Source organism: bacterium, from assembly GCA_021372535.1.
Taxonomy (GTDB): domain Bacteria; phylum Latescibacterota; class Latescibacteria; order Latescibacterales; family Latescibacteraceae; genus JAFGMP01.
Genome location: JAJFUH010000234.1, coordinates 1 through 25,026 on the forward strand (window position 1 = coordinate 1; position 25,026 = coordinate 25,026).

Annotated in this window: 13 protein-coding genes; 4 read left to right on the plus strand and 9 right to left on the minus strand. The window is 55.9% G+C overall.

Annotation, left to right across the window (positions count from 1 at the left end):
• The first annotated feature begins 527 nt into the window (after positions 1-527).
• Both LLG96_20045 and LLG96_20050 read left to right on the plus strand, forming a co-directional pair.
• Positions 528-3,647 (plus strand): PQQ-binding-like beta-propeller repeat protein, encoded by a 3,120-nt coding sequence (locus LLG96_20045; GenBank protein MCE5252500.1) that lies wholly within the window; start codon positions 528-530, stop codon positions 3,645-3,647.
• Between the two features lie 335 nt (positions 3,648-3,982).
• Entirely contained in the window at positions 3,983-7,153 is a 3,171-nt protein-coding gene (locus tag LLG96_20050; GenBank protein ID MCE5252501.1) for a PQQ-binding-like beta-propeller repeat protein, read from the plus strand.
• A gap of 62 nt (positions 7,154-7,215) precedes the next feature.
• On the opposite strand, the gene LLG96_20055 is transcribed toward LLG96_20050, so the two are convergent.
• The 9 genes from LLG96_20055 to LLG96_20095 all read right to left on the minus strand — a co-directional run bounded on the left by LLG96_20055 (position 7,216) and on the right by LLG96_20095 (position 18,486).
• Positions 7,216-7,389 carry a hypothetical protein gene (locus LLG96_20055; protein ID MCE5252502.1) on the minus strand — a complete coding sequence of 58 codons (174 nt, stop codon included), beginning with the start codon at positions 7,387-7,389 and terminating at the stop codon, positions 7,216-7,218.
• A 78-nt stretch (positions 7,390-7,467) separates the two neighbouring features.
• Complete coding sequence (locus tag LLG96_20060; protein MCE5252503.1) at positions 7,468-9,306, minus strand: hypothetical protein; 1,839 nt, start codon at positions 9,304-9,306, stop codon at positions 7,468-7,470.
• 244 nt (positions 9,307-9,550) lie between these two features.
• Complete coding sequence (locus LLG96_20065; GenBank protein ID MCE5252504.1) at positions 9,551-10,552, minus strand: hypothetical protein; 1,002 nt, start codon at positions 10,550-10,552, stop codon at positions 9,551-9,553.
• A gap of 209 nt (positions 10,553-10,761) precedes the next feature.
• On the minus strand, positions 10,762-12,156 hold the full coding sequence (locus tag LLG96_20070) for an MBL fold metallo-hydrolase (GenBank protein MCE5252505.1): 1,395 nt from the start codon (positions 12,154-12,156) through the stop codon (positions 10,762-10,764).
• Positions 12,157-12,214: 58 nt separating this feature from the next.
• Positions 12,215-13,282: a DUF362 domain-containing protein gene (locus LLG96_20075; protein MCE5252506.1), complete on the minus strand. Its 1,068-nt coding sequence runs from the start codon at positions 13,280-13,282 to the stop codon at positions 12,215-12,217.
• Between the two features lie 39 nt (positions 13,283-13,321).
• Entirely contained in the window at positions 13,322-14,215 is an 894-nt protein-coding gene (locus LLG96_20080; protein MCE5252507.1) for a glycerophosphodiester phosphodiesterase family protein, read from the minus strand.
• A 91-nt stretch (positions 14,216-14,306) separates the two neighbouring features.
• Positions 14,307-15,392 (minus strand): DUF362 domain-containing protein, encoded by a 1,086-nt coding sequence (locus LLG96_20085; GenBank protein MCE5252508.1) that lies wholly within the window; start codon positions 15,390-15,392, stop codon positions 14,307-14,309.
• A 402-nt stretch (positions 15,393-15,794) separates the two neighbouring features.
• On the minus strand, positions 15,795-17,543 hold the full coding sequence (locus tag LLG96_20090; protein MCE5252509.1) for an SMP-30/gluconolactonase/LRE family protein: 1,749 nt from the start codon (positions 17,541-17,543) through the stop codon (positions 15,795-15,797).
• A 49-nt stretch (positions 17,544-17,592) separates the two neighbouring features.
• Entirely contained in the window at positions 17,593-18,486 is an 894-nt protein-coding gene (locus LLG96_20095; GenBank protein MCE5252510.1) for an SMP-30/gluconolactonase/LRE family protein, read from the minus strand.
• Positions 18,487-18,811: 325 nt separating this feature from the next.
• Between LLG96_20095 and LLG96_20100 the strand changes: the two genes are divergently transcribed.
• Together LLG96_20100 and LLG96_20105 are read left to right on the plus strand one after the other, a co-directional pair.
• Positions 18,812-22,336, plus strand: a complete 3,525-nt coding sequence (locus tag LLG96_20100; protein ID MCE5252511.1) for a hypothetical protein — start codon at positions 18,812-18,814, stop codon at positions 22,334-22,336.
• A 19-nt stretch (positions 22,337-22,355) separates the two neighbouring features.
• Positions 22,356-24,950, plus strand: a complete 2,595-nt coding sequence (locus LLG96_20105) for a hypothetical protein (protein MCE5252512.1) — start codon at positions 22,356-22,358, stop codon at positions 24,948-24,950.
• Positions 24,951-25,026 lie beyond the last annotated feature (76 nt).

Below are 25,026 nucleotides of genomic sequence, written 5' to 3' on the forward strand. Positions count from 1 at the left end.
AATACAAAAAGCGCTGGAACAATTATTTGTGAAAATACCGTGAATACAATTTATGTTATCAACATTTCAACACTTTCAACAAAGAAAAAAGTAACAAAAAAGAAACTACAACTACTGTAAACATTTTTTAGGACTTGACAGAATTCCTCGCAGCTTGCTGCGGGGTAAAAAGCCCCCTTCCGTCACTTCGTGACACCTTCCCCCGTATCGGGGGCAGGTAACTACCATAGTCGTATCGGTTTCCCTTGCCCCCTTATAGGGGGACACGAAGCGAAGCGAAGAGCCGCGAAGCGCAAGGGATTAAGGGTTAGGGGGCCTGATCTGATACCTCGCAGTTTACTACGGGGTAATTCATTAGAACGCGGATTTGTTTTTAATATGGTTTATTGTCAATAAATACAGTATTAATAATCCAGTATGTCTCTTTGTGACTTTGTGGTTAAATATTTCCATGTATATTTCGGGATAATTTAAAAATATCGCATTGCCGCAAAGGATTATACCATCGGGGTACTATGAAACATATCGTGACAGCTTTTCTGGTATTCATGAGCCTGACCCTGACGGGCGCATATGCGGCCGATTGGCCGCAGTACCGCGCCGATGCAGGCCGAAGCGGGTATTCGCCCGGAACGCTCCCCGCAAACCTCTCGCTCCGCTGGGTTTACCGGTCACCGCATGCTCCCATGCCTGCATGGAAGGGCAAAGACACCCGCATGCCTTTCGATTTCGCCTTCGAGACGGTCATTGCCGGGGGCATGCTCTATTTCGGCAGTTCCGCCGACTGCAAACTGTATGCGCTCGATGCGGCAACCGGAAAAGTACGGTGGACGTATTTTACCGACGCCCCGGTTCGGTTTGCCCCGGCGGTATGGAAGGATCGTCTGTTCGCGGCGAGCGATGATGGCTTTCTGTACTGTCTCTCGGCAAAAACCGGCAAACTCCTCTGGAAAAAACGCGGCGGCCCTGATGACAGCAAGATTCTCGGTAACGACCGCATGATTTCGCGACGGCCTGCCCGGGGCGGAGTGGTCATTGCCGATGATACCGTGTATTTCGGCGCGGGAATATGGCCTTCCGAAGGGATATACCTTTATGCGCTCGATGCGGCGACGGGGGATGTGCTCTGGGTCAACGACACTTCCGGCGGCATGGAGATGGACAAGCCCCATCCGGGCGCCCGCGCCAGAAGCGGCATATCGGCGCAGGGATACCTCGCTGTCGATGGCGACAGGCTCTTTGTGCCGACCGGGCGGGGTGTTCCCGCCGCGTTCGACCGCGCAACCGGGAAATTCCTCTATTTCCACCACCAGCAGTACCGTGCGGACGGCGGTTCACAGATCATGGCGTTCGGGGGAATCCTGTTCGCCGACAGCGGAAACGACCGTCAGACAGCGGAAAATGCGGGCACCGCAAAAACGCTCTTCAACGCATCTGACGGGGAAATCCTCACCGGTGATGTACTCCCCTCCACCGCGGTGGCGTCATACCCCGGACACATTGTCTACGCCGACAGAGACGCTGTGCACGCGCTCAGCCTTGCCAGCCCGGTCGTTGCGCGCGAAGTCCGCGACAGCCAGGGGAAAACGGGCATCGTCAAAAACCTCTCGCCGCTGTCCTGGTCGATTGACACGCCCGCAAATCCCGGCGGTGCGGGGCTTATCGCTGCCGGAACCATGATCGTATCGGGAACGATTGACGACAAAGTCGCCGTTCTTGACGCTGTATCGAAGACCGTGGTTTGGTCCTCGTCGGTGGAAGGTTCACCGTACGGGCTCGCGGCTGCGGACGGCCGTCTGTATGTCAGCACCGACAGCGGCGTTATCTGCTGTTTCGATGCCTCGGGAACACAAAAACCGGTAATGTATGAACCATCGCCCGACAATTCCCCCTACGGCGCAAATGAACCGTACGGAGCCGCCGCCGGAGAGATTATCCGTCAGACCGGGATAACCGACGGGTACTGTCTCGACCTCGACTGTGGTGACGGGCGTCTGGCGTACGAGCTCGCGAAGCGCACGAACCTGATGATTTATGCTGTCGATCCCGACCCGGGAAATGTGGCAGCCGCTCGGGCGAAACTCGATGCAGCAGGCCTCTACGGCGTCCGCGTGACCGTCCTGCAGGCCGATCCCGCGCGGACGGAGCTGCCGGATTACTATGCAAATCTTGTCGTATCGGGGCGTTCGGTGACCGAAGGCCCGGAGAGCGTGCCGGAGCACGAATTGCGCCGTATCCAGCGGCCAGACGGCGGTGTTGCATGCATCGGAGCGCCGGGCGCACTCAGGAAAACCGTCCGCGGCGCGCTCGACGGCGCCGGAAGCTGGACACACCAGTACCATGACCCGGCGAATACCATTACCTCCGAGGATACGCTCGTACGGGGAAATCTCGGGATGCTGTGGTTCCGTGACGACGATTTCGATGTTCCGTCGCGGCACGGGCGCGGTGTGGCGCCGCTCTACGCCAGCGGTCGTCTCTTTGTCGAGGGTCTCGATGCGGTCCGGGCTGTTGACGCCTACAACGGGCACACGATATGGGAAGTGCCGTTCAGGGATATCCAGCGGGCGTATGACCAGGATCACCTTGTCGGAGTGGCGGTCACCCAGAGCAACATCTGCATCGAGGGTGACAGGCTCTATGTCCGCACAGGCGGCGTTACGGCGGATGGCGACTATGCCGGACGGAGCTGTCTCGTACTCGATACGGCGACCGGAAAGAAAATTGCGGAATACCGAATCCCTCCCGGTCCCGACGGCAGCACGAACATGTACTGGGGGTATATCGCGGTCGAAAACGGCATTCTCTACGGCTCCATAGTCGATACCGCGCATGTGGTCAATTATGCATACCGTGAATCTGACATGAACAGGCTGTTCTCGGAGTCGATTTACTTCTTCGCATTGGATGCGAATACGGGAAAGATGCTGTGGAATTACACCCCCGTGCACTCGATCCGTCACAACGCCATCGCCATAGGGAATGGCCGCGTGTATCTCATCGACCGTCCCCAGGCTGAAACCGACCGTCAGAGGAATCCCCACAAACGTGAGAATCCCGGTATCGAACAGCCGCCCGGCGCGCTCGTGGCGCTCGATTCGAAGACCGGCAGGGTGCTGTGGAAAAACGACCGTGACATTTACGGTACGCTCCTTGCCCTCAGCACGGAGAACGATGTACTCCTCATGACATACCAGTTTACCCGCTTCAGGCAGTTTTCGGAGCTTGGCGGACGGATGACCGCGTTCAGGGCTTCGGACGGCGCGGTGATGTGGGATGATGCAACCGGCGTCGACCCGAGCCAGCAGTACCCGTACAGTTCGCGCCCGATCGTCAACGGCGGCATGGTGTATCTCGAACCCGGGGCATGGGATATCATGACCGGCGCAAAAACCGATTTCAGCCTCACCCGCAGCTATGCGTGCGGGATAATCGCGAGCGCGAAAAACATGATGGTGTTCCGTTCGGCAACGCTCGGTTATGTGGACCTGACGGGCAGTCGTACGACCGAGAACTTCGGCGGCTTCAGGCCCGGCTGCTGGATAAACGCCATACCGGCGGGAGGACTTGTGCTCGTGCCGGACGCCACCGACCGGTGCAACTGCAGCTACCTGAACAAGGCAACTGTTGCGCTGCGGCCGTACTGAAACCGGGGCTTTTATAGAAAGAATTTCTCGCAGCGTACCGGGGGTAAAAAAGCCCCCTTCCGTCACTTCGTGACACCTTCCCCCGTACCGGGAGCGGGTAATTACAGGAGTCACGGTTACTTCCCTTACTTCCTTCGGGAGGACACGAAGCGAAGCGAAGAGCCGCGAAACGGAAGGAATTGAGGGTCAAGAGGCTGTAGTAAAAACCAAATGGTTATCCCGATATAATTTTGACCTCATTTTGAAAATATTGTGCAACTCCAGGTCTCCGTAAACATATAATCATTTACAGAGAAGTATTTAACACGTTCTATTTTCGGAAATGGATACATGCCGTGAAACGGTATATAACGCCTGCTTTTATCGCTCTCGCTCTCGTTCTCGGTTCGTGCGACATCATATCGAGGCATCCATCATTCAAAGGAGGGGACTGGCCCCAGTACCGTGCCAATGCTGGACGGACAGGATATGCTCCCTTCGATCTGCCCGAAAACCTCTCGCTCAGGTGGAAATATGTCCAGTCTGTGCCCGTACCGGCATGGAAAGCGGTTCACACCCGCATGACGTTCGACCATGCTTACGAGCCGGTTATTGCCGGGAACACCCTGTTTTTCGGCAGCTCTGCCGATGGTAAAATCTATGCCATCGATACACTCACCGGCGCGGAAAAGTGGACATTTTATACCGGCGGCCCCGTCCGTTTCGCCCCGGCAGTGTGGAAAAAACGGGTCTACGCGATCAGCGATGACGGGTATATCTACTGCCTTTCGGAGGAGAACGGCTCGCTTGACTGGAAGAAACGCGGCGGCAGCAGCGACGATATGATCCTCGGTAATGACCGCATGATTTCGCGGTGGCCTGCACGGGGTGGTGTTGTCATCAGGGATAATGTTCTCTATTTTGGCGCCGGAATCTGGCCCTCGGAAGGTGTTTTCATCTATGCGCTCAACCCTGATAACGGCAAGGTACTCTGGGTGAACAATGATTCGGGCGGACTTGAAACGGATCAGCCGAACAGTGCGGTGCAGGCGAAAAGCGGCATTTCGGCGCAGGGATATCTTACCATTGCGGGAAGCACCCTTTTCGTCCCCACAGGGCGCGCGGTTCCCGCGGCGTGCGACCTGAAAACGGGGAAGCTGAAGTGCTTTCATATCCGGAAATACCGGAATTACGGCGGCTCGCGAATTATGGCGGACGATCCGTATCTCTTCATTACCGGCGGTAACGCCCGTGATTTCAGAGAGATAACCGGCACCCGGAACGCGCTGTTCAACATGGGGGACGGCGAGCTTGCCACGACGGACGAATTCAATTCCAACGCGATGGTGGTTTCACCCAAATATGTGTTTTACATCGACTCACGTGATGGTGAGCTCAAGGCTATAGAGCGCGGGAAGCTCCTCGTAAGACGTGAACTGTCCGGCGGGAGCGACGAGACGGTCAGCCGGGCTTACCTCAATGAACCGGCATGGTCGCTTAAAATCCACGAACCTGAAGCCGTATCCCTCATCGCCGCGGGCGATAAAATCGTCGCCGGAACGATCAACAACAGGGTGACGGTCATCAATACCGGATCGAAAACAGTGGTGTGGTCAGCCGATGTCGATGGCATTCCCTACGGGCTCGCGGTTGCCCACGGACGGCTCTATGTGAGCACCGACAGGGGTACGATCTACTGTTTCGACGGCAACGCAACGGCAGCACCGTCTGTTGTGCAGCATATCCCGGTAAACTACCCGTATGGCACTGATAAAAAGGTTGCCGCCGCCGCCCGTGAGATAATCGAAAAAACCGGCATAACCGACGGATACTGCCTCGATGTCGGATGCGGTGACGGAAAATTAACATACGAGCTTGCACGGCGGACAAACCTCCGCATCATAGCTGTCGATCAGGATCAGGGTAAAGTCGATGAAGCCCGCACACTGCTCGACAAGGCGGGTCTGTACGGTCCGCGGGTGACCGTGCTCAAATACGATCTTTCCGCTTTACCGCTGCCGGGCTATTTCGCGAACCTGATCGTTTCCGGCAACTCGGTTTCGCATGGAGCCGATGCGGTGAAAATCACCAATGTGTTCCGTATGCTTCATCCTTACGGCGGGAAGGCATGTTTCGGAAAACCGGGATCGATGGAGGTTTCCGAGCGCGAAAGACTCGATGGCGCCGGAGAATGGACCCACCGGTATCACGATCCCGCCAACTCGCTCACTTCGGAAGACGATCTCGTCCAGGGTAACCTCGATGTGCTGTGGTTCAGAGACCCCGACTTCGGGATGCCCTCCCGTCACGGGCGCGGAATCGGGCCGCTTTTCAGCGACGGCCGGCTGTTCGTACAGGGAGTTGACGGCATCAGGGCATACGACGCCTATAACGGCGCCGTGCTCTGGGAACTGTATATCGAGGATATCGGAGAATCCTATGGTAGTGAGAACATGACGGGCGCGGCGCTTGCAAACGGGAACTGGTGTATCGGGGACAAGAGACTCTATGTGCGAACAGGCAATCAGCAGGGAAACCCGTCTGGACGGTCATGTCTCGTTATAGACACCGCCACCGGGAATCCGATAACGACCTGCCCTGCGCCGTCGATCCCCGATACCGGAACTCGTGGGCACTGGGGATACATAGCGTATGCGGGCGGGACAATTTTCGGCTCCATCGCCAATGACGAGCATATCGCAGACTCGGGATACGGCAATCCCGATTCAAGCACCATCAGCGGCGAATCGGCGGCCCTGTTTGCCATGGATGCCGAAACCGGACGGGTAAAATGGACGTACAAGGCGCAGAACTCTGTCAGAAACAACAGCATCGCCATCGGCAACGGTTATGTGTACCTTATCGACCGTCCCCTGGCGCTCATTGACCGTGCAGGATTCCGGCCGGAAAAGGGGAAAATGCCTCCTCAGACAGCGGGAACGCTCGTTGCCCTCGACGCCGAAACCGGCCAGGTCGTCTACAGGAAACGTAATGTCGCCTATGGCACCCTGCTCGCCCTCAGCGTGGAGCACGATATTCTCGTCATGACCGGTGAGTCCACGAGGTCTGGCCTGCCCTCCGGAACCGGCGTCCGTATGTCGGCGTTCCGTGCAGCGGACGGGGCGCTTCTCTGGGAAGTTAAAACCGGCAGCGACGACACCCGGGCATACCCGTACAGCTCCCGCCCGATTATCAACGATACTACGATTTATCTCGAACCGGGCGCATGGGACCTCCTGACCGGCGAGCGGCTCGATTTCGGCGTCAACCGGTCATATGCCTGCGGGATTCTCGCCGGATTGAAAAACATGATGGTGTTCCGTTCGGCAACGCTTGGATATTTCGATTTGACCGAGCAGGAAAATGGGACGCAGAATTACGGTGATATCAGGCCGGGCTGCTGGATAAACGCCATTCCGGCGGGAGGGCTCGTGCTCATGCCCGACATTGCGGCGCGGTGTGAATGCAGCTATTTCATCAAGGCCGATATAGCGTTTATTCCCCGAAAGAATCCTTCTGTGCAGTGACAACGGCTGTGCAAAATAAATCCGACGTATCCGGCCACGTAACGTTCGATCAGGCAACATGTTCAATCGAGCGGCATCGGATTGCAGAGATTGTGTTCGCAGTCGGCGACCCTGCCGCAGTTGAAGCAAATGAACAGAGGGTTTTTGGTGAGTTTTTTTATCTCATCGAACCGCTCCATGCTCGCCAGCACGCACAGATGACCTTTATGATCCCCTTTACAGACTTTTTCACCCATGGCTGTTTTCTCCTTTCGCTGCTGTTTTCTTTCTCTTACAGTATTTGCCGGTAAAACTTACGTTATCATTTTTATAGCTCATTCAGACACAATCCTGCCGGGAAACCGCTCCTCGATCTGTCTGAAGTACATGAGCAGGCTCAGCAGCCGGTACATGTTCTTCAAACCATATCCCTGCCCGATGAAACGGTCGATCCGGTCTCTGCCGATCCAGTTCTTTGCCGGGCCGAGGCTTTGGTAAATCTCCAGAGCACGCGCCGCCGCCTCACGGAAAGCAGGGGTGTTCCGCTCACGGCCTCTCATCCGGAAATAGAGGCTGTTCGTGAGCCGGTTGCCCAGTACGATGTTCCTGAGATGGTATTTTACGCCTGCCTTGAGGTCGAGGAGCCTGAGACCGAAACCGGATTCGAGGTTCACCCGGTCGCGGTGAAGGGCCGCCCGGAGAGCCTTCGGATCGATTGTCCCCATGAATGCGGTGTAAAAGGCAAAATGGGCGTAATCGAGCGGAACCTCGTTCATCTCGTATGCATAAAGGTCTTTTCCCCAGAGCGGCTGGACAGTCCAGAAAAGCCGTCTCGTCCGGTCTTCTCCGGCGTTCACGAGGATGCTGTAGTACTCGTAGTAGAGGTGTTTGAGCTTTCCGGCGATCGTTCGTTCGGTATAACTCCGGAAATACTCTGCGCACTGGTCGACAAAGGTTTCGCCGGAAATCCCGGCGAGAAAACCCGCCCAGTGAGCGTTCATTGGTGCCTTGAGTAAATTCGCCCTCAGCATGGATTCGAGCGAGCGGTGTCCCCATGCCTCGTGGAAGGGGTGACGGATGAATTCGCCGCCGAAACCCATGAAACTGGCCGTTTTTCCCTCGACCATCCGCCGTTTTTCGAACGAATCCCTCCAGCTCGTCTGCGCCGTCCAGCCGTTGACCATGCAGTCGGTCGCGTACACGATCCGCTCCATGTCGTCATAATCGGGGGTATGCGAAGCCGAAACGACACGGACGGGTTTCCCGTACAGCTCTCCGAGCCTGAGCGCGACATGGCTCTCGTCACCGGATACGAGACGGTGGGTGAAATAGGTCACATCGGCGTCGAGCTTTTCGAGGCCCGCCATGACCGTGCGCGTATCGAACCCCCCGCTCACATCGGCGATGCACGAGTACCCGAGCTCACGGCACCGCTCATAGCGGTTTACGAGGGATTCCATGAAAAGTCCGCTCAGGCGTTCGATACACTCGTCTTTTAAAGGAGGGTTTCCGGTCTCGTCGAAGTTGACCGGAAGCAGCGGGGTGTTCGATACCGTAATCTCGTCCTCCGGCAGGGGCCCGGTCACATTCGCCCGAATAAGCCCCGAGGCGGGAAACCGCCGCACACCCCGGAACATCGTCGTGTCGCCGAGGGTATACTCGAACATGAGAAACTGGGCGAGACCGAGACGGTCGATGGCGATTTCGGGGAGACAGTGGAGGAGAACCTTGATTTCACGGGAGACCGCAAGCATACCCGGCCGCTCGTGGCAGAACGAGTGAAGCCGTCCCAGACGGTCGTTGAACACGAGAAGCGACTGCGCTCGTTTCGCATATACGGCGCACAGGAAATCGCCATCCGACCCATCGACAAATCGGCGCACATCGTCTTCGGCGCCGCCGCCATCGGAGAGGATTCGGGCGATTGCCAGGAGCATATCCCCGGTTTCACGGACGGGACGGTTATACACGATACCCTCGAACAGAATGACGGCGGTTTCATCCTCATGAAACCACCGGGGATAGCCGTCGCCGCCCGAAAACACAAGCGTGCAGTTGCCATCCCTGAACATGACCTCTGCCGAGGGCGAGTACTCCGACTTCAGGTCGGCAAGAACGCTGTCACGCAGCCGGTCATCGATATGAGAGCCGAACAGCACACTGATTCCGGGCATAAAATTCCTCTATACAACACCGTATTCACCGCTACCGGGTATACCAGTACCATTATACCAAGTTTCAATCATTGATATAAGATTGGGATTTTTATTGTGTTATGGTATAGACCCTGAAACAAGTTCAGGGTGACGTTTATGCGATCACGTCGTCATGCTGAACCTGTTTCAGCATCTATCATCAATGATCCAAGATATTTACTTTTATAACCGCAGCATAGTATCACCCGCCAGAGCACGCTCTTCACTTCGTGTTCTTCCCCACAAAATCTTTGAGTGCGGCAAGATCGGCGGTTTTATCCGCAGGGTAGTCATAGGGGAACAGCCACCAGTCCTCGGTAAAAGATGCGCTCTGGCCGGGTTTCAGAAATTCGGTCGGCCCGATGGGCTCAAGCTCGCACATTTCCTCTTTATTGTACCAGAGCGAAATGGTATATGCGGCAACCTCGCCGTACGCCCGCTCGGGGTATACGGGGAATTTTTTAACAAACAGGAGATTGCTCCGGGTGATATACCCCAGCCAGCCTTCGTACGAATCGACACCGAATTTAGGCTGCGGCGGCGTGCCGAGCAGTTCGAGAAAGCCATCACGGACCCTGACATTCGGGTGCTCGTCGTGACGGTAGTTGAGCACCGGTCCGGGGCCGTAGATGATGTACCCGAGGGGGAACCTGCTCCGGGTGCCGAGCGGAACGAGACAGATGCCGCCGCCCTCGGCGAAGGTGCGGCTCCAGTGGTTGTATTCCTTTGGAGAATTGCTGATGTTTTTGATGGTCTGGGTGAAACTGAGATGGCACGAGCCTTTTTCGAGCCTGAATTCCCTGACAAGCTGAACGCCCGAAGAGCTGTCCTCGACGCTTGTCATGCGCGCTGCGCGGGGGCCGGTGATCTCGGCTTTCCATGGGCCTGACCAGATCGCCCGGTGTGAAGGCGCTTTCATTTCGGGTCCGAAATCGCAGCGCCCGCCGGTGGGATCGAAGTTCTTTCCGCCCGGAGTCGGTACCCAGCCATCCTGCACGGGATCGACATGAAGAGCGTTTTTCCCGTTGAGGGAATATTCGAGCACCCTTCCGCCGCAGTTCGGTTCGAGGACGACCCTGACCGTGCCGTTCGTAAGCTCCACACACCCGGAATAGCCATGACTGGTAACCCATGCGGTACCCTCGGGGGTTTTTTGTCCGGCAGCCAAATTGCATGTCAGTATTGCCAGTCCCGTAATAAGCCCGGCAGCGATTGTTTTTTTCATATACTCGTCCCTTTCTTTTGATTCGATGTCGCGGTATACAGAAAATGTCTGACCACAAAGACACAAATAGCCATAACAAATTGTATATACTATCATGAGTCCTTATTGATCGTTCACGTCAATAAAAAGTATAATAAAAACAAATCCGCGTATATCCGCACAATCCGCGAAAATCCGTGTTCTATTAATTTTTTATGAACAGGTCGGATTTACAGTTCCAGCTCGAAATGCTGCCCGAAATCGGGGATGACAACATCCCACCCGAACGCTGCCCGTATCTTTTCAGCCAGCGCAGTGCGGGCTTCCGGCTCTCCATGGACGATGAACGTCTTCTCGGGCGGCCTGTTGAAACCCATGAGCCATGCGAGTATCTCGTTGTAGTCACCATGGCCGGAAAACCCTGAGATATTTTCGACCTTTGCCCGCACGGGAACCTGTTCGCCGTGGATTTTGACCTCGGTTTCTCCTTCGAGGATAGACCTGCCGCGTGTGCCTTCGGCCTGATAACCGATAAACAGGAGGGTATTGTCCGGATTCGGCAGCCGCTGTTTCAGATGGTGGAGAATACGGCCTCCCGTGGCCATGCCGCTCGACGAGACGATGATCGCCCGGTCTCGTATGGTGTTGATGGCTTTCGATTCGTTTTTCGACGGACACTCGATGAGCCGCTTCGGATGAAATATGTGTTTACCACGGAGAGTCAGGACTCTGCTGGTCAGGTCCATGTCGGGGATACGGTTCTCGAAAATGGCAGTCGCATGAATGGACATGGGCGAATCGAGGTAGATCGGCAGATCGGGGATTATTCCCTGTTCTTCGAGCTCGCGGATGATATAGAGCAGCGTCTGCGTGCGGCCGACAGCAAACGAGGGAATGATGAGAACTCCGCCGCGTTCGAGGCTCTCGTTGATGATCCGTGCAAGCTCCTCGGCCGGAGGACGGGTGTCGTGGAGACGGTCGCCGTAGGTGGATTCGAGGACGAGATAGTCGACATTGTAAACCTGGACGGGGTCGCTCAGGACCGGCTGCCCGGGCCGTCCATAATCGCCGCTGAACAGGATTTTCCGCGTTTTCCCGCTTACGTTCGTCTTGATGTCGATGAACGCGGAGCCGAGGATATGCCCGGCATCCTTCAGTTTTACCCTGGTTGCGCCGGTCATGGGAAAATCCTCACCGTAATGAAGCGGGGAAAACAGGGCGAGCGCCTTTTCGGCGTCCTTCACGGTGTAGAGGGGCATCGCAGGCGAATGCTTGGAGAATCCCTTCCTGTTGGCCAGCGCGGCGTCTTCTTCCTGGAGGTGCGCGCTGTCACGGAGGAGGATTTCACACAGGTCATGTGTCGTATGGGTACAGTGGATGGAGCCGGAGAAACCATCACGGCAGAAACGGGGAAGATATCCCGTATGATCGATATGGGCATGGGTCACGAACACCGTGTCGATTTCTGAGGGCGAAACGGGAAACGGGTCCCAGTTGCGCAGGCGGTTTTCCTTGGTTCCCTGAAACAGCCCGCAGTCGACGAGCATTTTTTTACCGTCAAGCTCCAGAAGGAACCGTGACCCGGTCACCGTGCCGGTCGCGCCGAAAAATGTAAGTGTCGCCAAAAACACTCTCCTCGTTATATGGTTCGTCGGTTGAACAATAAGTGCGGGCAACCCGCGGTCAGTCGCCGTAATCTTCCCTGATCCAGACGCGCTGCTCTTCGATGTTTTTATGGAGCCGGTATTTCACGATGTGTTTCGTATAATCCGGGCCGAGAATCTTCATCTTCGATATATCGTCGTTGCCCATGCCCGCCGCCGCGCACCACTGGAGATATTTGACCTCCCTGTAATCGATGCCCATGAGCTCGACTCCGAGACGGTCGGCGGCTACAAAATCGGTGCTTGCCACCGCAACGCCGTGCTCGATAGGATCGCCGCTCACCGGGCCGCTACCCTCCATCCCCACCACGCCATCCAGAACGGAGAGATCGGGATGCACACCGTACGTGGCAAGCGTGTACATGTTGTAGCTCAGCCCGCGGTTTCCGCCCGAATGCATTTTGGGCTTTTCGTTTCTCCCCTCGCGCTGCTGCTGTTTGTAGCGGTTGATGGGAGATCCCATGGCGATATTTTTGAGCGAGAGCGTGGCGAAGACATTATCGTGCGTTTTAAAGCGGGTCGGAGAGATGAGAAATACATCGGGATCGAGAAAAGTGTCGACGATGCTGATTGCCAGGGGATGGAACTGTTCCCCGAGGATAAATTTCGTGACTGTCGGACGGTCGTTGAGATCGACGAATTCGACGTTGTATTCCTTGAGGAGCGGCATGTACCCGTAGTTTTCGAATCCGACAAGGGTGCTTACCGCTCCGGCGGCGGTCGCTTCGCCGAGGGTGATTTTTTTAGGGTATATCGGTTTGAGGAAATCGAGAATGCCGCGGACAAAATTGACATCGGTCGCGTTAAGCTGCCACTTTTTGACTACCTGCCCCATGTTGACTTTTATGACAACCCTCTTATCCCCGATGGATTTGACTATCTCGTCTTCGAGGGGCTTCAGGGCATTGTAGGATGCTTCCCGCTGATCCCTGCTCGTCACGAACGATACGGTGCCGGTTCCGGGAACGGCGGATTTTGCGGAAGCTTTCCCCGTCAAGCCGAGTGTACCGAGCGTCAGACCCGCCGCACCGGCCGACATCTGTTTCAAAAAAAGCCTTCGACAGGCTTTTTCCTGTTTTTCGTTCATGGAGAATACTCCTTGCATATAATCATATTCGGTCAGCAATCACTTTTTCACTTTTGACGTGTCGACCGGTTTTGTTCCATATTCGTTCAGAGTTTTAAGGCACAGATCGAGGTTGTCGGTGAGGATATAGTCCGCACCGGCCCCGATAAGCGTTCTCAGCGGTTCAGCTTCACTCGCGCAGCAGTAATTTGCTTTAACGTCATACCGGTGAAGAATACTGACGGACTTTTCAACGACATCTTTGGGAATCGGGGTCACCCAGTAGACAAGCTGAATAATATCGATATGTCCGTTGATTTCCTTCCCGGGATTCAATTTCCGGTACTTTTCCAATACGTCCTTGTCGATACCGGTTATTTTCTCCGTAACAGGTTCTTTGTCGATTACGAAGCCCGTGCAGAGCTTGATACCCGGAACCGAGGCTCTCGCCGCCGCCATGGCTTCCTGTGCTTCCGAACCGCCGATGCTTATAAAACAGTGGTCGAGGCGACCCAGGTCAGAGACGAGCCGTGCGACCGGAACCGTGGTTTCCGAGCCGCCTTTGACATGGATGTTGCACAGTATTTCATGGGGAATCGCTTCGAGGGCTTCCCGCAGTTCGGGAATCTTCGTTCCCTTGAATTCGGGTTTGTACCAGCTTCCAGCATCGAGCGTTCTGAGTTTCTCGAAGGTCAAATCGGAAACTTTCCCCGTGCCGTCGGTCGTACGGTCAACCGTACCATCGTGCATGAGAACGAGTTTACCGTCCAGAGATAATTGCGCATCGATCTCGATCTGGTGTGCCCCTTTACGGACAGCCGACACTATTGCCGGCAGAGTGTTTTCGGGGGCGCTCATCGTGTCACCCCGATGAGCGCACGCACCCGTACAGAACGCTGATGGCGCCGAAATAACAGAAGCGAGCAAAAAGGCGATACTGGCCATTATGCGCATATTTTTATTCCCTTCGAATTGCCGGATCGCGATGAAAAAACCGGTGCTGACCATAAAAGGATGACAAGAGTATCACGGTATATCCCGTCCGTCATTCCTTCTTTTCGTAATCTTCAACGAGCCATTTCCGCTGATCTTCAATATTCTGGTTGAGCTGGTATTTGACGATGTGTTTACGGTAGTCAGGGCCGTTGATTTTTATCGCGGACAGATCGTCCCGCCCCATACCGGCAGCGGCGCACCACTGAAGGTATTTCACCTCGCTGTAATCCATCCCCATGAGCTCGACGCCGAGACGGTCGGCGGCAACCCAGTCGGTGCTTGCAAGAGCCACGCCCTGTTCCACCGGAGTTCCGTTCACCGGGCCGTTACCCTCCATTCCCACGACGCCGTCCAGAACGGCGAGATCGGGCTGGACTCCCATGGTCGCCAGGAGATACAGGTTATAGCTCAGTCCCCTGTTGCCGCCCGAGTGCATTTTCGGCTTTTCATTGCGTCCCTCGCGCTCCCGCTGCTTGTAGTGATTGATGGGGGAACCCATGACGATGTTCTTGAGCGACAGTGTCGCGATTACGCAGTTATGGGATTTGAGCCGTGTCGCCGAGATAACGTAGACGTTCGGATCGAGATAGGAATCGATGATATTGATATCGAGCGGATGGTGTTTGTCGCTCAGGATGAATTTCTGGACAGTCGGGCGGTCGTTGAGATCGACAAATTCGACGTTGTATTCCTTGAGAATCGGCATGTACCCGTAGTTCTCGAAACCGGTCATGGTACTCTCCGCTCCGGCGGCGGTTGATTCGGCGACGATCACTTTGCGGTCGCTGATCGGCTTGAGAAAGTCGAGAATGCCGCGGACCTGGTTCGGATCGGAAGCATTGAGCCACCATTCCTTCTTGACCTGACCCATGTTGACCTTGATGACAACCTGCTTGCCCTGTATGGCTTTTCCAATTTCTTTTTCGAGGGGCTTCAGGGACTGATAGGTCGCCTCGCGGGTGTCCTTTCCCGGCACGAAATACACCGTGCTCTCTTTCGGTCCCTCCGGCCGTGCCGATACCTCCGGAACCCGGGTGAGCGAACCTGCCGCAACCGCTGCGGCTCCGGCTGCTACCTGCCGGAAAAATCCCCGCCTGCTGCCGGTAAACGAATCTGTGAAAACGGTATTACTCATTGAATCCGACTCCTTTTTTTATGAATATTTGATATATGAGATCAGATATACGATAGTTTCCCCGGATTATTCATAAACGCCGGAAAGAGCAGCGGTAACTATGATATAATATCAATAATAACAGAATGCTATAATGTTATTTATGCTTCACATGATCCCCTTCGGCTTCGCCGTTTCCCCCTTATAAAAAAAAGGGGGAGCCAGCCCATCTCCCCTCTTAAAAAGGGGGGATGCCGCAAGGCAGGGGGGATCTCTTATAAGAAAAAAACAAATTTATGAATAATCCGGGTTACATGACAAACTACTAATATAAAAAACAAAATCCCGCTTCGCCACTCTAGAGATGCGGGAAATCGTTATTGGTTCCCGTTCACCGGCGCTGCGCGCGTGGTTACCGCGCTCCTATCCTTTCACCTGCATGCGTATCGAGTACAGCGCTTTTTTAGTCGTGATAAAAAGGGTCTGACGGTCTTTGCCGCCGAAACAGATATTGGTCGGCTGGCCGGGTACCTTGATGGTCTCGATTTTTACCCCCGTCGGGTCGTACACCGACACATTATTGGAATCGGTGATATACACGTTACCCAGAACATCCACCGTCATCCCGTCAATGCCCTCGTCGGCAAACAACTGCCTGTCCGAAAGGGTGCCATCCCCGTTTATGGTATACACATAGGTCTTCTGCGGTTTTGTATCCGTCACATAGAGCAGTTTCCCGTCGGGCGACCCGACCACCCCGTTCGGCATTTCGATATCTTTGGTAACTCCCATGACCTTCGCACGGTCAGGGGTTATATAAAACACATACTGGGCGTCCTGTTCGACATCGCGAAACCGTCCGAAATCGGGGTCGGAGAAGTAGATGCCGCCTTTCGGATCGACCCAGACGTCGTTGGGGCCGTTGAGCTTTTTATTGTCGTATCTTTCGGCTAAAATGACCTTCGATCCGCTGCTGTCGATTTCGACCATTCGTCGGCTGAACGACTCGCAGACAACGAGCTTCCCGTCGCGGTTAAAAAACATGCCGTTGGGTCCGCCGGGGTCTTCAAGGAAAAGCGAAATCGTACCGTCCGGGCGGCGAACAAGTATTTTATTGTCGAAAGGTTCCGTGAAATACAGATTCCCTTCGGGGTCGCACGCCGGTCCCTCGGCAAAAGGGATTTTCTCGGCGCACGGTTCGAGTTTCGCTCCCGGCGCAACAACATGAGCGTCTTCGGGCCAGTAATCCTTCGGGAAATAGACCCGTACATCGGGATGCATGGTGTAGAGACGGTACCGGAAGCCGTCCGAAACGAGGATTCCGCTCGACTTGTCGCCCGTCACAACCGGGTTGCCGGGATACTTTTTCCACGTGATCAGATCGGTCGACATTGCCACACAGGTTGTCCAGTCGCGCCAGGGCCGCTCCGCGCACGCATGGTAGTAGCCGTAATACCTGTCGTTATAACGGATCACCTGGTTGAGCGCCACTGCTTCACGGTCGTACGGTTCGGGGCCCATGGCTATGACCGGTTCGTCGCGCACATTGGTCCAGACTTTACGGTCGGTCGATGTGGCGAGCCATATGCCCTCGTCTTTCCGTTCGTAGAAGAGGTACCATGTCGCGCCCTCGATTATAGCCGAGGGGGTGCCGTACGGCCCGGGGCTGAGCCGCTGACCCGTAGTAAGCCGTATATCGAGGCTGCCCTGATCCTCCCAGTGAATCCGGTCGGTCGATGTGAGCATGTGCGCGATGTCGTCACGGCCTTCCGCGAACATGTAGTATGTATCGCCGTCTTTCACCACCTGCATGTCCTCGACCCATGAGCCGGTGAAAATCGGGTTGCCGGGCCAGCGCGTCCAGGTGAAACCGTCCGGCGATGTCGCATAACCGAGGTACTTCGTGTCCGAACTGCCGTCGTTGTAGCCGGTATACCAGAGATGGTACATGTCTCCCTCATGGAGTATGTATCCCCGTTCACGTATCATGAGGTCCCATGTATCCGCTCCGGTTCCGGTGAAGACGGGATTGCCGCGGTAGGGAACGAAATCGACGATTTCACGGGGGAACTCGCCGGACCCTGCTTTCTGACCGGGCGCCTTCTCCTGAGTGTAGCAGCCGGCGAGAACCATAATCAGCGCCGATAAAAACAGCCGTTTTCCGAAAATCATGAATGTCCGACCCTCCGCAGTGATTGTTATACGGCCTGTTCGACCGCATTCATAATCCCTTAATCCGTGTTCTGATCGAGTAAACCGATGTTCGCGCGGTAATGAAGAGCGTTTGTTTATCCTTTCCCCCGAAACAGACATTGGCCGCCGTCTCTGGAACCGCGATCGTATCGATTTTTTCGCCCGCCGGGTTATATACCGTGACAGCATCGCCCGTCAGGTACACGTTGCCTTCGGTGTCGATTGCCAGACCGTCATCCCCCTCAGGCGCAAAGAGCCGTTTCCCCGAAAGCGAGCCGTCTTTATTGACTGTGTACACATAGGTCTTCTTTTCGTTCCAGTCGCTTACATAGACCAGCTTACCATCCGGTGTGCCGATGATCCCGTTCGGCTTGACCATGTCGCCGGCAGCCGCGATGAGCTTTGTACGGTCGGGTGACAGGTACATGACACGGTCGCGGCCGTTTTCTCTGCCCCAGAAGGGATCGGTGAAGTAGATACCGCCTTTCGGGTCAAGCCACAGGTCGTTCGGGGCGTTGAACGGTTTCCCCTCGAACGAATCGGCGATGACGGTTATGCCGCCCTTCGAGTCGATGGACGCGATCTGTCCCGGGGCGCCGGTACAGGCGATGATTTTCCCGTCCCTGTCGAGATAGAGCCCGTTTGCCCGGTGAGCTTCCTTGAGAAAGACCTCGGCGGCGCCGTCCGGGGGCATTTTGTAGAGGAGGTTGTTACGGTTGTCGGTGAAAAAGAGGTTCCCTTCGCGGTCCTCGACCGGTCCTTCGGCCCAGGTGAAACCGGTCGCGAGTTTTTTGAGCTCGGCGCCCGGTGCGACGACTCCGGTTTTTTTCGGTGTGTTCTGGCCGTTCGCGACATGTATGCAGGCCAGCAGCGCGGCTGAGCACAGGAGAGCTGTCAATACAATCCGGTATCTGATCACCATATGTTTTTGTTTCCTTTCTGTTATAATCGCTCAATATTTTATTACCACAAAGCCACAAAGGCACAAAAGAAAAACCGCAGTGAAATCATGACGATTCACGGTAATCCCGCCATACATTTCGTATACCCGGATACCGTCCCATGCCATAATAGTCAAGACGGCGGTGGTTCGCAAGCACTTATTATACCGTCAGGAGACCGGAAATGACCGCCCGATGACCAAATGAACAATCAGAATTGCGTTGCATCCTGATAGGGTTTGTTCTATTCTATTAACTTGGCAGTTCCCAAGAATTTTTAACCATTTTTTATATCCTGGAGGAGTTATGAAACGGATTTTATTACTGCTGCTTATCCTGTTTTCTCCTGCTGTCTACGCCGGGGAAATCGGCCCGGTGACATACCACCTTGCGTTTGAATCCCTCGATTTCACTGCCGACGACTGGATCGCACAGACCGGCCTGAAAACCATCGGAGACCGGAAATGGGAGCTCATCGGAGGAAAGTTCGGGAAGGCGCTCTTTATCGGCGCGGTTCCCCTCAAGTACGACAACGACAACATGAGCGGCCTCGACCTCGACATGGTGACCGCGGTCATTTTCAACGTGGGCTTTTCCGGAAGCAAGGGCAGGGGTTATGACGAACCCTTTATCTGGGGCGCGGGCAAGCTTCATCCGGCTTCCGGCGCGGTGTCGTTCTGGGTGCAGGGAACATCGAAGCCGGAGAGCGAGGACACCCGCACGGTACTCTTCGAGCAGACCACCTCCGGCTGGGGACGAAAGGAACGTCAGCTCATCGAGGTGGAGCTCTACCGTGACCGCACCATATCGGCATATGTAGAGGATGCACGGTATGTCCAGCATATGGTGAAGACAAAGCCGGTGTGGAACGATAAATCGTGGAACCACGTGGTGTTCATGTGGGACAGGTCATCCGGTGTTTCCCTCTGGGTGAACGGAAAGGAAGCCGCATCGACGATGGGGACAGACGCGTGGTGGGAAAACCAGCGCCCCGGCCTCTTTCACATGCCCATGTCCAGGGCCGCATACGATGAATTCTATATTTTCAACCGTCCCCTCACGGGAAAGGAAATATCGGCGCTCATCAGGAACAACGCCCCTCCGGTGGCATCGTCGGAACAGTCTAAACTGAGTGCCGACAGTGCCCGCCGCCTCAGGAAGGCATTCATCGCCGATTCTTCGATGCTACCCGCGGTGCAGAAATCATCCGGCGACAAAGCGCTCGTTTTCACCGAAATCACCCCGGAACGTATCCACGACGAGGGCATTCAGGGCTGGTGGATTTCCGACGGCCGTTATGAGATGGCGTGGCCGCACGAGTACAGCGTGTTCACCATCATCCCCGGCGATGTGGATTTTCATGCCGAAAAGGCCGATATCCTTCCGCCTCCGTGCGCCGATGTCAATTACATAACGATCGAGGGCAATCTCGACGATTTGACGGTCATCAAAGGCGACCGCAGCGGGAATTTCCCCTCGACACCTCACATCAGGGTGCCGAAAACCGATGCGTTCTTCTTCGGCGCTTTAAGCGACGGGCTCGGGAACTCGGAGCTCCGTATTCCATTCACCAAATCGTACGGCGCTCCGCCGGGGTTCGAGGATGGCGGCGGTGTGCTCAGGCTGCCTGAGTCGGGCGATCTCAGAATTCACGAGGTCGGCCTCTTCAATGTCGCCGAAAAATCCTGTCCCCGCGAAGCCGGCGACCGGATGCTGTATATGAATGCCGCTCCGATAATCCTCAACGACACGAGATATCCCGCAGCCCTTGGTGCGCTCCTTCCGGCTCAGGGCAGGACCGCGCTGGCGCTGACGGTGGTGCCTTCCGATACTGAAAACCCGGCTGTGGAGCTCCAGCCCATGACACGGATCAACTTCATGAGCGAGCCCGCTGTGGGGAAAGCGGCTTACAACACCGTAATCCTCGATATATATGTCACCTCGCCTGTCGAGGATAACGTGCTCGCCGTCCGGCTTCTCGATCCCGCGGTTCCCTCGCACACGTGGACTCATGCGGAGATGAAGCTCCGGGGCTTCACTGGCGCGCCGGGCAGGCTCCGCGTTGCGCTGACGTTCGATCCCATGTTTCTCGTCGAGGGCGACCGGATATGGATCGAGCTGCTCGCGACCGAGGGCCTTTCAATCGAGGTGAGCGCCAAAGACCGGAACTCCGGGGTAATTCTCCGTCCCGTTATCGACTGGGCGGCCGCCGAGCCGGTTTATGCGCTCAAGACCCTGAGGCCGACCATTCTGACTTACGGGCGCAGTTTCGAATATATCCCCTGGCAGTGGGACAAACGTATGCCGGATGTGGACGCCCCCGTGACATTCGGCGGCATGTACGACATGGCATACCCATGGCAGGCGGTGCACAAGGTCAACCGCGGCGACCGTATCGCCAACATCTACCGTGCATACACCATGCTGAGGGCAGACAAAACGCTCGAGTATCCCTTCGGCAGGTATTCCGCCGATATCGACAAAATCCCGGACAAGGCATTCACCGCCCCGGAGAACGCTCCCGACTGGGCGGTGTATTTCCGCGAATATCAGACCTTCCGCAACCGCATCGTCACCTGGTGGCGTCATCACCAGCGGACGGACGGTCAGGCGGGCGGCGGATGGAACGACGACACCCTCATTTTCTCGCGGACGTTCGGGGACATGCAACTCGATTCGAACGAGGACGCGCTCATTCTCTACAACACCGTGTTCGACGGGTTCGACAGGACAAATTACTTCAAGGACGGGTACTGCCGTATCTTTCCCATCGACCGTCTCCACAACGGCGATTTCGTTCGCGAGCGTTACAAATCCCTCATCTACAACCTCGGCGACCCCCGGAGCGCGGTCTGGGCGATGGAAGAGGCATGGCACTGGGGTAAACCGGACAAAACGCCCATGAATTACGGCGACGGCAGGGGATTCCTCTTCGGAAAGGATGTCCTCGAATGGTACTGGGGCAGACGGAGGATCGACACACCGTACAAGCTCGAAAATCCCGAAAAACTCATCGCCGAGCTCCGCAAGGCGGCGGTCGGCAACAACGACACCACGCTCTGGCGTTTCACCGAGTCATGGAACCATACCGACGACCAGTCTTCGTACGGCACGAACATCATGCAGGATGTACTGCTCGGCGGATGGGGCGTGAACGACCGTTCCCGCCGTGAAGAATCCAATATCGACATCACCGTGGGCGTCGGCTGGCTGGAGGGCGGAGGACCCGAAACAGCCCGTCTCGTCGAGTACTCCGGCAATGACGGTCTCAGAGTGAACATGTACTCGTTTGCGGATTTTCCCCACACGGTTGTGGCACGGCTGTTCCGGCTCGATCCGGGAGTCTATGCGCTCTCCCTCAAGGCAGACGAGGACGGCGACGGCACCTATGAAGGAAAGATTTTAGACCGGACAATGGAACTTAAACGTTTCGACAGGCTCGCGTTTACCCTTCCCCCGCAGATTCCGGTAAAGCTCGAAATCACCCAGGTCAAAGCCTCCCCGCTGCCCGGAGACCTGCCCGATCTGGCGGTCAGCAGCTACTTTATCCGTAAAGAAGGCGGCAATCTGACCGTAACCGTTCATAATATCGGCAGCGCGCCTTCCGGATCGTTCACTGTAGCGCTGTTCGGTCAGCAGGGCAGCGAAATCAAGCGTCTCAGCGTGGATTCGCTTCCCGGTTGCGAGGATTTTGTGCCAAAACAGGCGACAGTGACCTTTACCGGCATACCCGAGGGAAATAACTACCTCATCGTCGTAGACCGTGACAATGAAATAAAGGAAATACTGAAAGAGAACAATTCGGTGCTGTTTACGGTACCCGGGAAATAACATAGAGGGGAACGCTCATATGAAATATGCACATATCAGAACAATGACAGCAGCCTTTTTCGCGGGTTTGTACGTTGCGGTGACCTCTGCGGCCGCCGCCGTATCGGTACCTGTCACGGTGACCGAGCCATCGGGTGTGGCGCGCCCGAACGAAGGGATTCATTCCGGCATACCGATCAAAAAGGGCGAGGTGAAATCGACCGGCGAGCTCATACTGGTCGATGAGGCCGGGAAACCAGTCCCGGCGCAGTTCGAGACCCTGTCACGATGGGATGACGGCTCTGTGCGGTGGGTGCTGCTCATTGTTAAAGAATCCATCGGCGCCGGGCAGACGAAATCCTATACGCTCAGAACGCTGAAAAAAAACGAATTGGCGCCTGAACACTCCGACCGTGTCTCGATCTCCGACGAAAACGATATATTCGCCGTGGACACGGGAAAGGTCAGATTCAGGATTCCCATCTATTCGGGCTCGATCCTGTCGAACATCGAGCGCAGGGACGATTCGGGAAAGTGGGTCGTGGTTTCCTCAAAGGGTCTCGAAGCGGTGATCTGGCGGACAGGGATCAAGAAGTTCAAATCCCGCATCGAAAACTGTACGGTCGAAAGCGCAGGACCGCTCAGAGCGGTCATCAGAATCGAGGGGCATCACCTCCTCTGGGATCATACCACGGACAGCTACGACCCCTCCGAACTCGCCACGTTCAAGTTCGTCGTGCGGGTGTTCTGTTACGCCGGATCGGACGAGATCAGGCTCCAGTACACGTTCATCAACGACAACAGGGATAACAGAATCCGCCCGAGCGAGCGCTACCATGTGTATGCCATGGAGGAGCTTGCAGACTACAAGTGGGTGAACGGTCACTGGGATGAACGTCCCCAGGGTATCAAGTTCAGGGAAGAGGAACTTCTCGAGGACGACTACGGGCAGGTGAATGTCAGGGACATCAGGCTCAGGCTTTCGCTCGACGACGAGTACACGGGCTACCGGTTCGGAGTCGCCGGGGGCTCGCCGGTCACGGGCGCAATCGACGGGCCGGTGGCGCTCGAACAGGTCGGGCCGGTGTATTCGTACGATGACTACTTCAAGGATATGCCTTATCCCCATATTCCGTTCAAGGCCATGGTTATCCACGGCAAGGGGCAGCCATCGAACGAATTCGACAGGGCCGAGGGATCGGTGATCATGACCGGGAAGCAGTCGAGCCTCTTTTTTGGGAGCAAGTTCTTCTGGCAGTATCACCCGAAAATCTATGCGCTCGATAAAAACGCACTCGAATTCCATGTCTGGAACAAACTCGAGGACATACCCGATCCCGAAATCGGATTCGCAAAAACCCATGAAATTACCATCCGATTCGGCGGGCCTTCGGCGTCATATGACACCGGAGCGCTCATGGCCGGGCTCAACCGGCCGCTCATGGCGGTTACAACGCCCGCACAGTACATGTCGTCCGGGGTGTTCGGCACATATCTTCCGGCGAATGTCGCCCTGTGGAAGGATACGGAAGAATACCTCCTCGCCTCGAACGGGAATTCCGAAAAAACGCGGGCCGGACAGAACATCTACGGAGTCCGTAACTACGGCGACCAGCCCGGCATACGGTATGTGCCCATCTATTACAACCACGAGTACGACACCCTGCTCGGCGCGACCCTTCAGTTTGCCCGGACGGGGAATCGTTCGTATTTCGACGAATCGGACATACTCGCCTGGCATTTCATGGATGTCGATGTGCTCCATGCCTCGAACAACCCGCTCAACGAGAAGGGCCAGCACATGCATTTCACCGACCACGCGAAAGGCGAGACCCACGCCGGCCACGGGACGGTCGAAGGGCTCTGGTACTACTACATGCTCACCGGGGAGCCTCGGGCGAAGGATGTGGCGGTCGGCATAGCGGATTTCTTCGCCAAGATAGCGGCATGGAAGGATTTCCTCGATTTCCGTGACGACGAGGAGCGAACCATCGGCTGGGCGCTCAAGGCACTCGTTCCGAGCTACCGTGCGACCCTCAACCCGCGGTATAAACTCGCCGCCCAGATGATAGTCGAACAGGCCATCGCCGGACAGAACCCCGATACCGGCAACTGGGATCACCCGCTCTACCCGAACGAGGACAAGCACCGCCCCGTCTGCGTCGGCGGAAAACCGTGGATGGTGGGCATCATCCTCCAGGGCATGAAACACTACGACCGCGAGTTCAACGACCCCCGGGTGAAACAGCTCATCCTCAAAGCCGCCGACTGGATGATCTGGAGCAACTACGTCTACATGACATGCTCGGACATGAAGCCGGGCGAGACCGCTTCGGCGACCCATTTCGACGGCCTCACCTATGCATGGGAGATTTCGGGGAAACGGTACTATCTCGACGAGGCGCTCAAGGGCTTCAACAGGTCGGTCGAGTCATGGAAAAAGGACAGGGCTGCGAGCTCCACGGTCAGCGGGAACAGCCTCGAGGGTGTCGCGAATGTCATGCGCATCATCGAGGAGCAGGGAACGAAGGTCTGGAAGGACGGCCAGCCGGTGCTCGACCCGAAATCGGACGACACGGTGAAAGCAATGAGGGCAAACCCGAAATTCAAGGCAAAACCCCAGAAACGGTACTGAGAAATGTTGCATTCGAAAAGGCGACATAGTGATTATAGAAGATGCTGAAACCAGTTCAGCATGACGGCGCTCATAT

Coding starts and splice junctions, on each gene's coding strand:
- LLG96_20055 (MCE5252502.1), bottom strand. CDS start 7,389: ATGGGTGAAAAAGTCTGTAAAGGGGATCATAAAGGTCATCTGTGCGTG.
- LLG96_20060 (MCE5252503.1), bottom strand. CDS start 9,306: ATGCCCGGAATCAGTGTGCTGTTCGGCTCTCATATCGATGACCGGCTG.
- LLG96_20065 (MCE5252504.1), bottom strand. CDS start 10,552: ATGAAAAAAACAATCGCTGCCGGGCTTATTACGGGACTGGCAATACTG.
- LLG96_20075 (MCE5252506.1), bottom strand. CDS start 13,282: ATGAACGAAAAACAGGAAAAAGCCTGTCGAAGGCTTTTTTTGAAACAG.
- LLG96_20080 (MCE5252507.1), bottom strand. CDS start 14,215: ATGCGCATAATGGCCAGTATCGCCTTTTTGCTCGCTTCTGTTATTTCG.
- LLG96_20085 (MCE5252508.1), bottom strand. CDS start 15,392: ATGAGTAATACCGTTTTCACAGATTCGTTTACCGGCAGCAGGCGGGGA.
- LLG96_20090 (MCE5252509.1), bottom strand. CDS start 17,543: ATGATTTTCGGAAAACGGCTGTTTTTATCGGCGCTGATTATGGTTCTC.
- LLG96_20095 (MCE5252510.1), bottom strand. CDS start 18,486: ATGGTGATCAGATACCGGATTGTATTGACAGCTCTCCTGTGCTCAGCC.
- LLG96_20100 (MCE5252511.1), top strand. CDS start 18,812: ATGAAACGGATTTTATTACTGCTGCTTATCCTGTTTTCTCCTGCTGTC.
- LLG96_20105 (MCE5252512.1), top strand. CDS start 22,356: ATGAAATATGCACATATCAGAACAATGACAGCAGCCTTTTTCGCGGGT.